Source organism: Lentzea albida (assembly GCF_900111005.1).
Taxonomy (GTDB): domain Bacteria; phylum Actinomycetota; class Actinomycetes; order Mycobacteriales; family Pseudonocardiaceae; genus Lentzea; species Lentzea albida.
Window position 1 is genome coordinate 50,318 of sequence record NZ_FOFV01000028.1, and the last position, 16,083, is coordinate 66,400.

A 16,083-nucleotide genomic window follows, 5' to 3' on the forward strand; every position below is an offset into this window, starting at 1 on the left:
GTGCTCGCCATGGGTGGGTTCCTCCAGGAGTGGATCGAACTCAGTCGAGACCGAGTTCCTTGTCGATCAGGGCGAACATCTCGTCGTCGGTCGCGTCCGCGAGGACCAGCGCCGGTTCGTCGTGCGGCCCGGCGGTGCCGAGGAGCGTCTGTTGCAGATCGGTCAGGCGCCGGAGCAGGCTCTCCCTGTCCTCACCGGACAGCCGCGGTGCCGCGCTTTCGAGCCCGGCGAGCAGTGGTTCGATCGCGGGCTCGGCCTCGGCGTACACCGCGGCCCGCAGGTGTGCGGCGAGGACGGCGGGGGCCGGGTGGTCGAAGACCAGCGTGCTGGGCAGTCGGATGCCGGTGTCGGCCGCGAGCAGGTTGCGCAGCTCGACCGCCGTCAGCGAGGTGATCCCGAGTTCGAGGAAGCCCCGGTGTGGCTCGACCTGGTCGGCCGACTCGAGACCGAGCACCGTCGCGACGTGACCGGACACGAGGCCGAGCACCAGCTCGTCCTGCTCGCGCGGGTCGAGTCCGGCCAGCCGTTCGGCCAGCGGGGGAACCGCGGGCCGCTGCTCGTCCGCGCTCCGCGGCACGGTGGGAACCAGGTCGCGCAGGACCGCGGGCACGTCCGCGCCCACCAGGACACGCGTGTCCAGCGGTGCGGGCACGACCAGAGCGTCCGGTAGCGCCGATCCGACGTCGAAGAGCTCCAGCCCCCGCGCGGTGTCCAGTGCGATGGCACCGCTGCGCCGGAGCCGGGCGAGGCCCGCGTCGGTCAGATCGCCGCTGATGCCGCTGCGCTCGGCCCACAGGCCCCACGCCAGCGACGTCGCCACCAGTCCGCTGGCACGGCGTCGCTGCGCCACCGCGTCCAGGAACGTGTTCGCCGCCGCGTAGTTGGCCTGCCCCTGGGCGCCGAGGACACCCGCGGCCGAGGAGAACAGGACGAACAGTTCGAGATCGAGGTGCTCGGTGAGCTCGTGCAGGTACCACGCCGAGTCGGCCTTGGCCCGCAGCACCCGGTCGATCTGCTCCGAGGTGAGCGTGCCGACCACGCCGTCGTCCACCACACCCGCGGCGTGCACGACACCGGTGAGCGGGTGTTCGGCGGGGATGTCGGCGAGGAGGCGGGCCACCGCCTCGCGGTCGGCCATGTCGCAGGCGACGACGTGGGCTTCAGCCCCCAGTTCGGCCAGGTCGGCGCAGAGCCGACGCGCGTCCGGCGCCTCGGGGCCGCGTCGGCTGGTCAGCAGCAGCCGGCGAACGCCCCGGCTGGTCACCAGATGGCGGGCGACCAGACCGCCCAGCGTGCCCGTGCCCCCGGTGACGAGAACGGTGCCCGACAGGTCGCCACGGTGTTCGGTCATCGCCGGGGAGTCGAGGACGGGGGAAAGGCGCGGAACGGAGACGACGCCTTGCCGGATCGCGAGCTGTGACTCGTCCCCGGCGAGCGCGGCGCCGACCGCAGCGTCCAGGACGTCCTCGGACCGGTCGTCGCCGTCCAGGTCGACCAGCAGGAACCGGCCGGGGTGTTCGGACTGGGCGGACCGCACCAGCCCCCACACACCCGCGGCGGCGATCCCGGTCACCTCCTCGGCCGGACCGGCCGCCACGGCCCCGGTGGTCACGACGACCAGCCGGGCACCGTCGGGACGGTCGGCTGCGAGCTGGTCCTGGACCGCCGCGAGCGCCTGGCGCGCGGAGTCGTGGACTCCCGCGACGACGTCGCTCCCGATGGACGGCCGGAAGAACTCCAGGTCCCGGCTCACCCCGGCCGGACCGGGGGGCAGGGGGACCCAATGCACCCGGAACAGGCTGTCGTGTGACGCTGTTGCGGTGGCGGGGCCCTCGAGCCACAGCCGCTGGTGCTGGAAGGCGTAGGCGGGCAGTTCCACCCGGCGTCCGGCAGGCACGACCCGCCGCCAGTCCACCCGCACCCCGGCGACGTGCGCCCTCGCCGCCGCTGTCAGCACAGCGGTCTCCTCGTCGCGGTCACCGCGCAACACCGGCACCACTGTCGTGTCGTCCGCCAGTGCCGCCAACGCGCTGCCGGGCCCGACCTCCAGCAGCAGGGTCGCGCCTGCGTCGGTCACCGTCCGCAGGCCGTCGGCGAACCGCACGGTCTCGCGCACGTGCCGCACCCAGTACTCCGGTGAGCACAGTTCGTCCGACACCAGGCCACCGGTCAGGTTCGACACGACCGGCAGGGACGGCCGGCCGAACCGCAGGCCCGCCACCACCCCGGCGAAGTCGTCCAGCACCGGCTCCACGAGTGGTGAGTGGAAGGCGTGGGACACCCGCAGCCTCGTCGTCCTGCGTCCCTCGAAACGGGCGGCCACCGCGAGGACGTCGTCCTCCGGTCCGGCCACCACGACCGACGAACGGGAGTTGACCGCGGCGATCGCCACCGTGGCGGGGAGCACCGCGAGGACCTCGGCCTCGGTCACCGCGATCGCGACCATCGCACCGCCCGGCGGGAGCGCCTGCATCAGCCTCGCCCTGGTCTCGACGAGCAGGCAGGCGTCGGGCAGGGAGAACACCCCGGCGACGTGTGCCGCGGCGATCTCGCCGACGGAGTGACCGCCGACGAAACCGGGGACGATCCCCCACGACTCAAGCAGCCGGCACAGCGCGACCTCGACCGCGAACAGCGCGGGCTGGGCGTTCCCCGTCCGGTTCAGCTCGTCCGCGTCCGATCCCCACATCCGCTCCCGCAACCCGGCCGGGAGGTACCCCAGGACCTCGTCCAGGGCGTCGGAGAACACGGGGAACCGCGCGGCGAGGTCCCGGCCCATCCCGAGTCGCTGCGAGCCCTGCCCGGAGAACAGGAAGGCCGGGACCTGCTTCCCGGCGACGCCCCTGGCCACCTCGGTGACACCCGTCGCGGTCGCGAGCAGCACCGCCCGGTGGTCGAACTCCGACCTGGCCAGCAACGACCAGCCGACGTCCCCGCGCGGGGCGCCGACCTCGCGCAACCGGCCGATCTGGGCCGTCAGCGCCGGTTCCGACTTCGCGGACACGACCCACGGCACGACAGGCCGGTCCGGGGAGTCCTGGCCGGCCGACGGCCCGGGCTCCTCGATGATGACGTGCGCGTTGGTGCCGCTGATCCCGAACGAGGAGATCCCGGCGCGCCGCGGCCTGTCCCCGGTCTCCCAGGGCGTGTTCTCCGACAGCAGCCGCACCGCGCCCGCCGACCAGTCCACGTGGGACGAAGGGGGGTCCGCGTGCAGGGTGGCCGGCAGGACGCCGTGCCGCATGGCCATGATCATCTTGATCACGCCGGCGACACCGGCGGCGGCCTGGGTGTGCCCGATGTTGGACTTGATCGCGCCCAGCAGCAACGGCCTGTCCCGGTCCTGCCCGTAGACGCCGACCAGCGCCTGCGCCTCGATCGGATCGCCGAGCGTCGTGCCGGTGCCGTGCGCCTCCACCGCGTCGACGTCGGACGGCGACAGCCCGGCACCGGCCAGCGCCCGGCGGATCACCCGTTGCTGCGACGGCCCGTTCGGCGCGGTCAGGCCGTTGCTCGCGCCGTCCTGGTTGACCGCGCTGCCGCGCAGCACCGCCAGGACCGGGTGCCCGTTGCGTTCGGCGTCCGACAACCGCTCGACGACGAGGACGCCCACGCCCTCCGACCAGCCCGTGCCGTCCGCCCGGTCGGAGAACGGCTTGCACCGGCCGTCGGGTGCCAACCCTCCCTGCCGGGTGAACTCGACGAACGCGTCCGGTGTGGACATCACCGTGACGCCACCGGCCAGGGCGAGGGAGCACTCCCCCGAGCGCAGCGCCTGGGCGGCGAGGTGCAGCGCGACGAGCGACGACGAGCAGGCGGTGTCGATCGTCATCGCCGGTCCCTCGAACCCGAACGTGTAGGACACCCTGCCGGACAGGACGCTGGCCGCCAGCCCGGTTCCCGCCATCCCGCCGACGTCCTCGGACGCGTTCTCCACGAGGGTCGAGTAGTCCTGGCCGTTCGTGCCGACGAAGACACCGGTCTGGCTGCCCCGCACCGACTCCGGGTCGATCCCGGCGTGTTCGAGCGCCTCCCACGACGTCTCCAGCAGCAGCCGCTGCTGCGGGTCCATCACCTGCGCCTCGCGCGGCGAGATCCCGAAGAAGCCCGCGTCGAACCCGGCGATGTCGTGCAGGAACCCACCTGACGCCGTCGCACTCAGACCCGGCCCCACCCGCCAGCCACGATCCGCGGGGAAGTCACCGATCGCGTCCTCACCTGAGAAGACGAGCTGCCACAGCTCCTCGGCCGAGCCGACCCCGCCGGGATACCGGCACGCCATTCCGACGACGACGACCGGGTCCCCCTCCACGCGGGCGACCGCCTCCACCGCCGCCTGTCGTCCCGACGCGGCCCCGAACAGCTCCTCCACCAGGTACTCGGCGAGCACCTCCGCGGTCGGGTGGTCGAAGGCGAGGGTGGTGGGCAGGGGCAGCCCGGTCGCGGCGACCAGCCTTCCGCGCAGGTCCACGGCCGTCAGCGAGTCGAACCCGAGGTCGCGGAACGCCCTGCCGGGCGGGACCTCGGCGGCGTCGCCGCGTCCGAGGGCGGCCGACGCGGTCGTGCGCACCAGGTCCAGCACGGCCTGTCGCCGCTCCTGCTCGGGCAGACCGGCCAGGGTGCGTCGCAGTCCGGCGTCCTGGCCGCTGACGTCGACCGCCAGTGCCGCGGCGACCTCCGGCAGCTCGGCCAGCAACGGGCTGGGCCGTGCGGCGGTGTAGCCGGACACGAACCGCGCCCAGTCCATGTTGGACACGGTCACGGCGGTGTCGCCGGCCTCGATCGCCCGGCGCAGCGCCGTGAGCCCGGCGTCGGGCCGGATCGGCAGCACGCCGCGCTTGCGCAGGTGGTCCCCCACCTCGGGATCGGACGCCATGCCCGCTTCCGCCCACGCGCCCCAGGAGACCGCCGTCGCGGGCAGGCCCCGGCCCCTGCGGTACTCCGCGAGTCCGTCGAGGTAGGCGTTCGCCGCCGCGTACCCCGACTGCCCGCCGGTGCCCCAGATGCCCGCGATGGAGGAGAACAGCACGAACGCGTCCAGCTCCGCGTCCTCGGTCAGTTCGTGCAGCCACCGGGCCGACGTCACCTTCGCGCGGATCTCCCCGTCGAGGTCGGCCGGTGTCAGCGACTCCACCCCGGCGTTGCCCGCCACCACACCCGCGGCGTGGAACACGGCGGTCAGCGGCACGTCGGCAGGGACGGCGGCGAGGACGCCGGAGACCGCGTCCCGGTCGGCGGCGTCGCAGGCGACGACGGTCACCCGTGCGCCCAGGTCCTCCAGTTCCGCACGGAGTTCGGCGGCACCCGGTGCCGCCGGGCCGCGCCTCGACATCAGCACCAGGTGCTCGGCACCGTCGCGCGCGAGCCACCGGGCGACGAACGCGCCCAGGCCGCCGGTACCACCCGTGATGAGCACGGTCCCCCGCGGCTGCCAGTCGCCGCCCGCGGTGATCGGTGCACGGACCAACCGGCGGCCGAAGACGCCGGTTGCTCGCACGGCGACCTGGTCCTCGCTTCCGGCGAGCACCGACCGGAGGCCCGCGACTACCCGCTCGTCGATCTCGGCGGGCAGGTCGACCAGTCCGCCCCACGTTGCGGGACGCTCCAGCGCCACCACCCGGCCGAGACCCCAGACCATCGACAGCCCGGCGTCGGCGACCAGCTCGTCCCGGTCCACGGCGACCGCACCTCGCGTCACGCACCACAGCCGCGCGTCGAGATCTGCGGCGAGCACGGCCTGGGTGAGCAGCAGCACCGACTCGACCGTGTGCGGGAAGATCAGCACACCGGTGTAGGAGCGCGACGGGTCGATCGGGTCGCCCTGGACCTGGAGGTCGACGTCGTCGCCGAGCACGTCGGTCACCCAGCCCGTGTCACCACCCTCGGACATGATCACCAGCCACCGACCCGGTGACACCTCGGCGTTCGTGGTGGGCACCGGGAGCCAGTCGACGCGGTAACGCCAGGAGTCCACGTCCACGACGTGGTCGATCTCGGGCCAGAAGCGTTCGTGTTCGAAGGGGTAGGTGGGCAGGTCCACCAGCCGGCCCGCGGGGACCACCTGCCGCCAGTCGACGTCCACACCCCGCACGTGCAGCTCGCCGAGCGCGGTCAGCAGCGAGGTCTCCTCGTCGCGGTTCCTGCGCAACGCCGCAACCGCCGGGCGTTCGTCGACCAGGCCGGTCAGCACGCCGTCCGGTCCCAGCTCCAGGAACGCCGTCGCACCCGCGTCCGTCAACGCCCGCAGGCCGTCGGCGAAGCGCACCGCCTCCCGCACGTGCCGCACCCAGTACTGCGGCGAGCACACCTCATCGGTGACCAGAGCACCGGTCACGTTCGACACCAACGGCATCAACGGCTCACGGAACGACAGGTTCTCCAGAGCTCGAGCGAACTCGTCGAGCATCGGCTCCATCAACGGCGAGTGGAAGGCATGGGAGACCTTCAACCGCGACGTCTTCCGGTCTTCGAACCGGGCCGCGATCTCCAGCACCGACGACTCGTCGCCCGCGAGCACCACCGAATCCGCCCGGTTCACCGCCGCGATCGAGACGCCCCCGCCCAGCAACGGCAACACCTCGGCCTCGGTCGCCGCGATCGCCACCATCGCCCCGCCCGACGGCAACGCCTCCATCAAGCCGGCACGCGCCCGCACCAGCGTGCAGGCATCGTCCAGCGACAACACCCCGGCGACGTGTGCGGCCGCAACCTCACCGATCGAATGCCCCGCCACGTAATCGGGTGTGACACCCCACGACTCGACCAGGCGGAACAACGCCACCTCGACCGCGAACAACGCCGGCTGAGCAGAACCCGTGCGGTTCAACAACTCCGCGTCAGATCCCCACACCACCTCCCGGAGCCCCGGCTCCAGGCGGTCCAGCACCTCGTCGAACGCCGCGGCGAACACCGGGAACCGCCCGTACAGGTCCCGGCCCATCCCCAGCCGCTGCGCACCCTGCCCCGAGAACAAGAACGCCACCGACTGTTCCGCCGCCACGCCGCGCGCTACCTCCATGACGCCGTCCTCGGTCGCCAGCAGCACCGCGCGGTTCTCGAACGCGGTCCTGGCCGAGAGCGACCAGGCGATGTCGGTCCGGAGGGCGTCGACCGAGCCGACGCGCTCGATCTGCGCCACCAGCGCCGGCGCGGACTTCGCCGACACAGGCCATGGCACAACGGCCGGATCGGTCGGTTCCGGTTCCTCCGGAACGGCGACGTGCTCCACGATCACGTGCGCGTTCGTTCCGCTGACGCCGAACGACGACACGGCCGCGCGTCGGGGACGCCCGGTCTCCGGCCACGCTGTCTGCTCGGTCACCAGGTCGATCGAGCCGGTCGACCAGTCCACCGCGGAGGTCGGTGCTGTCACGTGCAGCGTCTTCGGAACGACACCGTGACGCATCGCCTGCACCACCTTGATCAGCCCCGCGATGCCGGCCGCCGCCTGGCTGTGCCCGATGTTCGACTTGATCGACCCGAGCAGCAGGGGGCGTTCGCGGTCCTGCCCGTAGGTCCTCAGCAAGGCGTGCGCCTCGATGGGATCGCCGAGTTTCGTGCCGGTTCCGTGGGCCTCCACGACGTCCACGTCGGACGACCTGAGCCGTGCGTCCGCCAGCGCCTGGCGGATGACCCGGCGCTGGGCCGGACCGCTGGGAGCAGTCAGACCGTTGGACGCGCCGTCGGAGTTCACGGCCGAGCCGCGCACGAGTGCCAGCACGCGACGACCGTTGCGTCGTGCGTCCGAAAGCCTTTCCAGCAACAGCATTCCGACACCCTCGGACCACGCGACACCGTCCGCGTCGTCGGAGAAGGACTTGCTGCGCCCGTCGGGTGCAAGACCGCCCTGCAGCGAGAACCCGACAAAGGCGTCCGAAGTGGACATCAGGTTGACACCGCCGGCCAGCGCGAGCGAGCACTCGCCCCTGCGCAGGGCCTGGGCCGCCCAGTGCAGTGCCACGAGGGACGAAGAGCACGCGGTGTCGACCGTCACCGCGGGGCCCTCCAGCCCCAGGCTGTAGGCGACCCGCCCGGACATCACGCTGGCCGCGAGCCCGGTGCCCGTGTGGCCGAGGACGTCGTCCTCCGCGGTGAGCATCAGGTTCGCGTAGTCCTGTCCGTTGGTGCCGACGAAGACCCCGCTCTGGCTGCCGCGCAGGGACGCCGGGTCGATGCCGGCCCGTTCGACCGCCTCCCAGCACACCTCCAGCACCAGGCGCTGTTGCGGATCCATCGCCAGCGCCTCGCGCGGCGAGATGCCGAAGAAGCGGGCGTCGAACCCGGCTATGTCCGCGAGGAAGCCACCGGAACCGGTCACGCTGCGCCCGGAACCCCCTCCTGACAGGGCGTCGAGGTCCCAGCCGCGGTCGGAGGGGAACCGGCTGATCCCGTCGGCACCGTCCGCCACCAGCTCCCACAGGTCCTCCGGTGAGCCGATGCCACCGGGGTACCGGCACGCCATCCCGACGATGGCGATCGGGTCGTCTGCCGACACCGCCCGCAGCGGGTGGGGCCTGTCGGTGTCGGTGTCCTGGCCGAGCATCGCCGATGCGAGGTGTGCCGCGAGGGAACTGGGCGTGGGATGGTCGAAGACCGCGGTGGCGGTCAGTTCCACCCCTGTCATCGCGGCCAGGCGGCGCCTCAGCTCCACCGCCATGAGCGAGTCGAACCCCAGGTCTCCGAACGCCCTGTTCGTCGCGACGCGATCGGCGCTGGTGTGTCCCAGCACAGCCGCGGTCTCGGCGCCCACCACCTTCGTCATCGCCTTGGTCCGCTCGGCGATGCTTCCCGACAGAACGAGGTCCTCCGCGCTCACCTGGGTGGCGGCCGCGGCCGGTGCTCCCGTCGGCCAGAACCGTTCGCGCTGGAAGGCGTAGGTCGGCAGGTCGAGCAGACGACCGGCGGGAACGATGCCGCCCCAGTCGACGTCCACGCCGTGGACGTACAGGCGACCCAGCGCGGTCAGCAGCGAGGCTTCCTCGTCGCGATTCCGGCGCAGGGCGGGCACGGCAACGCCGTCCTCGACCAGACCCGTCAACACGCCGTCCGGGCCCAGCTCCAGGAACGCCGAGGCACCCGCGTCGGACAACGCGCGCAGGCCGTCCGCGAACCGGACCGCTTCCCGCACGTGCCGCACCCAGTACTCGACCGAACACGCCTCGTCAGTCACGAGCTCACCGGTCACGTTCGACACCAACGGAACACGCGGCTCAGCGAACGACAAACCCCGCAGTGCCGCCGCGAAATCGTCCAGCATCGGCTCCATCAGCGGCGAATGGAACGCGTGTGACACCCGCAAGCGAGTGGTCTTACGACCCTCGAAACAGGCCGCCACCGCCAGCACGGCCGCCTCCTCCCCCGCCACGACAACAGAAGACGGGCCGTTCACCGCCGCGATCGAGACACCCTCGCCCAGCAGAGGGAGGACTTCGGCCTCGGTGGCTGCGATCGCGATCATCGCCCCGCCTGAGGGCAGGGCTTCCATCAACCCGGCACGCGCCCGCACCAACGTGCAGGCGTCATCCAGCGACAGCACCCCGGCGACATGCGCCGCCGCCACCTCACCGATCGAATGCCCCGCCACGAAATCCGGCGTGACACCCCACGACTCCACCAACCGGAACAACGCCACCTCGACCGCGAACAACGCCGGCTGCGCAAAACCCGTGCGGTCCAACAGGTCCTGATCCGCACCCCACACGACGTCGCGCAGACCCGGCTCGAGGCGGTCCAGCACCTCGTCCAACGCCCCCGCGAACACCGGGAACCGCCCGTACAGGTCGCGGCCCATCCCCAACCGCTGCGCACCCTGACCCGAGAACAAGAACGCCAGCTCGTGCTCCCCGGCCACACCACGCGCGACCTCGGCAACCCCGTCCTCCGAGGCGAGCAACACCGCCCTGTGCTCGAACACCGAACGGCTCAGCAGCGTCCACCCGACGTCCACGCGATCGTCCGTCCGGGAGCGCAGGCGGTCCACCTGGGTCGCCAACGCCGGCTCCGCCGTCGCCGACACCACCCAGGGCACCATCGGCGCGCCCACCGGCTCGTGGTCCGCCGGTGCGGGGCCCTGCTCCAGGATTACGTGCGCGTTCGTGCCGCTCACGCCGAACGCGGACACGGCGGCCCGCCTCGGACGGTCCACCTCCGGCCACTCCGAGGACGCGGTCAGCAGTTCGACCGCGCCCGCCGACCAGTCCACGTGCGACGACGGCTGGCCGAGGTGCAGGCTCTGCGGTGCCACGCCATGGCGCAACGCCTGCACCATCTTGATCACGCCCGCGAGTCCGGACGCGGCCTGCGTGTGACCGATGTTCGACTTCATCGACCCGACCAGGACCGGACGGTCGCGCTCCTGGCCGTAGGTGGCGAGCAGGGCCTGCGCCTCGATCGGATCACCGAGGGTCGTCCCGGTGCCGTGCGCCTCGACGACGTCCACATCGGACGGTGTGAGTCCCGCGCGCTTCAGGGCACTGCGGATCACCCGCTGCTGCGAGGGTCCGTTCGGCGCCGACAGGCCGTTCGAAGCCCCGTCCTGGTTCACCGCCGAACCCCGCACCAGGGCGAGGACGCGGTGCCCGTTGCGTTCGGCGTCGGACAGGCGCTCCAGCACCAGCATCGCGGCGCCCTCCGCCCACCCCGTGCCGTCGGCGGCCTCGGAGAAGGACTTGCAGCGCCCGTCCGGAGCGAGGCCGCCCTGACGGGAGAACTCCACGAACACACCCGGCGTGGCGAGCACTGCCACACCACCGACCAGTGCGAGGTCGCACTCGCCCTGCCGCAGCGACTGGCCCGCCCAGTGCAGGGCGACCAGCGAGGAGGAACAGGCGGTGTCCACGGTGACTGCGGGGCCTTCGAGCCCCAGCAGGTAGGACAGCCTGCCCGACACCACCGCCATCGAACCGCCGGTGAGGTTGTACCCCTCGGTGCCCTCCGACGCGGCGTCGTAGTCACCGGCCGACGCACCGACGAACACGCCGGTCTGGCTCCCGGCCAACGACGCGGGATCGATGCCGGCTCGTTCGAGCGCCTCCCAGCAGACCTCCAGTGAGATCCGTTGCTGCGGGTCCATGGCCAGCGCCTCGCGCGGGGCGATCCCGAAGAACTCCGCGTCGAAGCCCGCCACGTCGCCGAGGAAGCCACCGGAGCCGGTGATGCTCTGACCCGGTCCCGTGCCGATCAGTCCGGCCAGGTCCCAGCCGCGGTCCTGCGGGAACCCGGAGACGGCGTCCCGGCCGTCGCGGACGAGGTCCCACAGGTCCTCGGGTGACTCGACCCCTCCCGGCAGCCTGCACGCCATCCCGACGACGGCCAGCGGCTCGACCCTGGCGGCCACGAGCCGCTGGTTCTGCCTGCGCAGCCGGTCGTTCTCCTTGAGCTGGGCCCTGAGTGCCTCGACGAAGTCCGCCGCGGGCTGGTTCATCGCGCTCTCCACGGTCATCCTTCGCTCGTGATGGTCCCGGTGGCCAGCCGCAGCAGGCTCGCGGCGTCCAGGTCGTCGAGGGACTCCTCCCCCTCGCGTGGCGGCTGGGGAACCGCGGTGTCACCGGAGGCGAGGCCCAGCACGAGATCCAGCAGGCCGGCTTCGCGATAACGCTCGACCGGGATGCTCGCCAGGACCTCGCGGATGCGCGTCTCCTCGTCGTCCTCGTCCGTCTCGGCGGGGAGGTCCGGGAGCAGCGCGGACCTCAGGTGCCGCGCGAGCGCCGCGGGTGTCGGGTGGTCGAAGACGAGCGTGGACGGCAGGGCGAGACCGGTGGCGGCGACGAGCCGGTTGCGGAGGTCGACCGCCGTCAGGGAGTCGAAACCCAGCTGGCGGAAGGCCTTGCCCGCCGGGACGGCGTCCGCTGACCGGTGACCGATCACGGCCGCAGCGTGCGTGCGGGTGAGGTCGAGCAGGACGGACAGCCGCTCCTGCTCCTCGATCCCCTCAAGCCGGTGCCGCAACGCGGTTCCCGCCTGCACACCGCCCTGCACGGCGTCCGCGATCGACAGCGCCGCGACGGCCTCCGGGATCGAGGAGAGCAACGGGCTCGGCCTGCCCGCGGTGAACGCGGGCGCGAAGAGCTCCCAGTCGAGGCCTGCCACGGTGATCGCCGTGTCGTCGTGGTCCAGCGCTGTGCGCAGGGCGGCCAAGGCCGTTTCCGGGTTCATGGGGGTCACACCGCGTCGCCACAACTGCGCAGCGTCGGCGGCGGCCCCCACCTCCGCCCAGGCCCCCCACGACACCGAGGTCGCCGTCAGCCCTTCGGAGCGGCGGTACTCGGCGAGCCCGTCCAGGTAGGCGTTCGCGGCAGCGTAGGCACCCTGGCCCGCGCCGCCCCAGATCCCCGCTCCGGACGCGAACAGCACGAACGCGTCGAGCTCCAGATCGCGGGTCAACTCGTGCAGGTGCGCGGCGGCGACCATCTTCGCGTGCAGCACCGGGTGCAGTTCCGCCGCGGTCAACTCGGCCAGCTCGTGGTGGTCCACGACTCCCGCGGCGTGGAAGACCGCCGTCAGCGGGCGGTCTGCGGGAACCCCGGCCAGCACCTCCGCGAGCCGCGCCCGGTCGCCCGCATCGCAGGCCACGACGGAAACCCCCACCCCGAGCCCGGTCAGCTCCTCGGCGAGTTCCGCCGCTCCAGGAGCGTCCGGACCGCGCCTCGACACCAGCAGGAGGTGGTGGGCTCCTTCGCGGGCCAGCCGGCGCGCGAGCACGGCGCCGATGCCGCCGGTACCGCCAGTGATCAGGACCGTGCCGCAGGGCCGCCAGGAACGCACCGCGTCCGCGGACACGGGCGCGTGCACCAGCCTGCGCGCGTGCACTCCGGACTCCCGCACCGCGACCTGGTCCTCGGTACCGCCCGCGGCCAGCACCCCGGCGAGGGCGGTGGCGGCCTCGGTGTCGAGTTCGGCGGGCAGGTCGACGAGGCCGCCCCACCACCTCGGGTACTCGAGCGCCGCCACCCTGCCGATGCCCCACACCGCGGCCTGGCCGGGGTCGTCCACCCGGTCACCGTCACCGACGGACACCGCGCCGCGCGTCGCGCACCACAACGGCACCTCCAGTCCGGCGCCGGCGAGCGCCTGCACCAGGTCCAGCGTCGATTCGACCGTCGCCTCCAGCGACAGCACGCCCGCCGGCGGCTCCGAGACCGAGCGCGCCGCGACTTCCGACCGCGCGACGACGTCCAGGGGCATCACGGTCCTCAGGGACTCCACCACCGAGTTCGCCCACGGATCGTCCTCACCGACGACGGCGAGCCAGGTGCCCTGCTGTGCCGCGGTCCTGACCTCGGGCAGCCGCGTCCACGTCACCCGGTACCGCCAGGAGTCCACCGTGGATGCCGTGGTCCGCCTGCGCCGCCAGGACGACAGCGCCGGGAGCACGCCCGCCAGCACGGCCTCGTCCACGCCGAGCTCGTCGGCCAGCGAGGCGACGTCCGCCTCCTCCACCGCCGACCAGAACCCGGCGTCGGCCGCGTCTCCCGCGGGAGCCGGCTTCGGTGACGGCCAGAACCGCTCGTGCTGGAAGGGGTAGGTCGGCAGTTCGGAAGGAGGTCCGGCGGGCAGCACCTGCCGCCAGTCCACGGCCACGCCGCGCACGAACGCCTCGGCCAGCGATGTCAGCACCCTCGTCGGGGAGTCGTCGTCGCGGCGCAGCGTGCCCAGCACGGCCGCCGGTGCGCCACAGGCTTCGACGGTGTCCTGGATGCCCGGCGTGAGGACGGGGTGCGGACTGCATTCGACGAAGACGCCGTGGCCCTGCTCGACCAGGCTCCGGACGGCGTCGTGCAGCCGCACCGTGTTGCGCAGGTTGTCGTACCAGTAGCCGCTGTCCAGTGTGGACGGATCAACCCAGTCACCGGTCACCGTGGACAGCCACGGCACGTCACCCTCGCGCGCGGTCACCCCGGCGAGTGCGGCACGCAGTTCCTCCTCGAGCAGCTCGACGTGGGACGAGTGGGACGCGTAGTCCACCGGGATCCGCTTGACCCTGATCCCGTCACGCTCGCACGAGGCCACGAAGTCGTCCACCAGGCCGGAGACCACGACGCTCGCCGGACCGTTGACCGCCGCGATCGACACGTCCCCGGCCCGCGCCAGCACGGCGTCGACCCCTGCCGCCACCGAGGCCATGCCGCCCTTGCCGGAGAGCACCCGCGCGATCAGCCGGCTGCGCGTGGCCACGATCCGGGCGCCGTCCTCCAGCGACAGCACTCCCGCGACGCACGCCGCCGCGATCTCACCCTGCGAATGGCCCAGCACAGCGGAGGGCACGACGCCGTAGGAGCGCCACAACGCCGCCAGAGACACCATCACGGCCCACGAGACCGGTTGCACGACGTCCACCTGGTCCAGATCCGCACCGGAACGCACCACGTCCAGCAGGGACCAGTCCACGTGCGGGCTCAACGCAGCGGCGCACTCCTGCATGCGCTCGCGGAACACCGCGGAGGTCTCCAGCAACCCGCGGCCCATGCCCGGCCACTGCGCGCCCTGGCCGGGGAACACCAGCACCAGCCCGCCGTCCACCGCGACTCCGCGCGCCGCTTCGGAGACGCCGTCCTCGGTGGCGAGCAGCACGACCCGGTGCTCGAACGCGGAGCGGTCCAACAGGGACCGGCCCACCGCGGTGCGCGAAGCGTCCACCGAACACACGGCCTCGACCTGTGCGGCCAACGCCGCATCCGACCTCGCGGACACCACCCACGGCACCAGGGGGATCTCCGACGGGGCCGGCTCGGCGCGCTCCGGCGCCTGTTCCAGGACGAGGTGCGCGTTGGTACCGCTGATACCGAAGGACGAGACAGCGGCCCTGCGCGGCCGGTCGGAGGTGGTCCACTCCGTGTTCCCGGTCAGCAGTTCGACGGCGCCCCCCGTCCAGTCCACGTGCGAGGACGGCTCGTCCACGTGCAACGTCCTCGGCAGTACACCGTGCCGCAACGCCTGCACCATCTTGATCACGCCCGCGACACCCGCCGCCGCCTGCGTGTGACCGATGTTGGACTTGACGGATCCCAGCAGCAGCGGACGATCGCGGTCCTGGCCGTACGTCGCCAGCAGAGCCTGTGCCTCGATCGGATCACCGAGCGTCGTCCCTGTGCCGTGCGCCTCCACGGCGTCCACATCGGACGCGATCAGTCCGGCCGCCTCCAGCGCCTTGCGGATGACCCGCTGCTGGGACGGACCGTTCGGCGCCGACAACCCGTTCGACGCACCGTCCTGGTTCACCGCGGAACCCCGGATGACCGCCAGCACCCGGTGCCCGTGGCGCTCCGCGTCCGACAAGCGCTCCAGCAGGAGCACGCCGACGCCCTCGGACATCCCGGTACCGTCGGCGGCCTCGGCGAACGCCTTGCAGCGCCCGTCCGGTGACAACCCGCCCTGGCGGGAGAACTCGGCGAAGACGAACGAGTCGGTGAGAACGGTGATCCCGCCGGCCAAGGCGAGCGAGCACTCCTGCGTGCGCAGTGCCTGAGCAGCGAGGTGGATCGCCACGAGAGAGGACGAGCACGCCGTGTCCAGCGTGACCGCCGGCCCTTCCAGTCCGAGGGTGTAGGACACCCGACCGGAGATGACGCTGGCCGCGCTTCCGGTCAGGACGAGTCCGTCGGAGGCCTCGGACAGCAGGTCGGAGTAGCTGCTGCTGCTCCCCGCCGTTCCGACGTACACACCGGTACGACTGCCCTTCAAGGACAGCGGATCGATCCCGGCGCTCTCGATCGCCTCCCACGCGTTCTCCAGCAGTAGCCGCTGCTGTGGGTCCATGGCCAGCGCTTCTCGAGGGGATATCCCGAAGAACCCCGCGTCGAAGCCGGCCAGATCGGACAGGAACCCGCCGAACCCGGCCGCGTCGAGGCCCCAGCCGCGGTCGGTGGGGAACCCGGAGATCGCATCCCCACCGGACACCACGAGCTCCCAGAGCGCGTCGGCGGAACGGACGTCACCCGGATAACGGCAGGCCATTCCGACCACGGCGATCGGTTCGTGCCTGCCGGATTCCAGTTCGGCCAGCCGCTGGCGGGTCTGGTGCAGATCGGCGGTGACTCGCTTCAGGTACGCGACGAGCTTCTCTTCGTCCGGCATGGAGAATCCCTC

The 16,083-nt window shown here is 72.4% G+C and carries 2 protein-coding genes; both read right to left on the reverse strand.

Annotation, left to right across the window (positions count from 1 at the left end):
- Nucleotides 1–40: 40 nt before the first annotated feature.
- Complete coding sequence (locus BMY74_RS41515) at nucleotides 41–11,434, reverse strand: type I polyketide synthase (RefSeq protein ID WP_425434904.1); 11,394 nt, start codon at nucleotides 11,432–11,434, stop codon at nucleotides 41–43.
- 2 nt (nucleotides 11,435–11,436) lie between these two features.
- Nucleotides 11,437–16,041 (reverse strand): type I polyketide synthase, encoded by a 4,605-nt coding sequence (locus BMY74_RS46520; protein ID WP_425434905.1) that lies wholly within the window; start codon nucleotides 16,039–16,041, stop codon nucleotides 11,437–11,439.
- Between the last annotated feature and the right edge of the window lie 42 nt (nucleotides 16,042–16,083).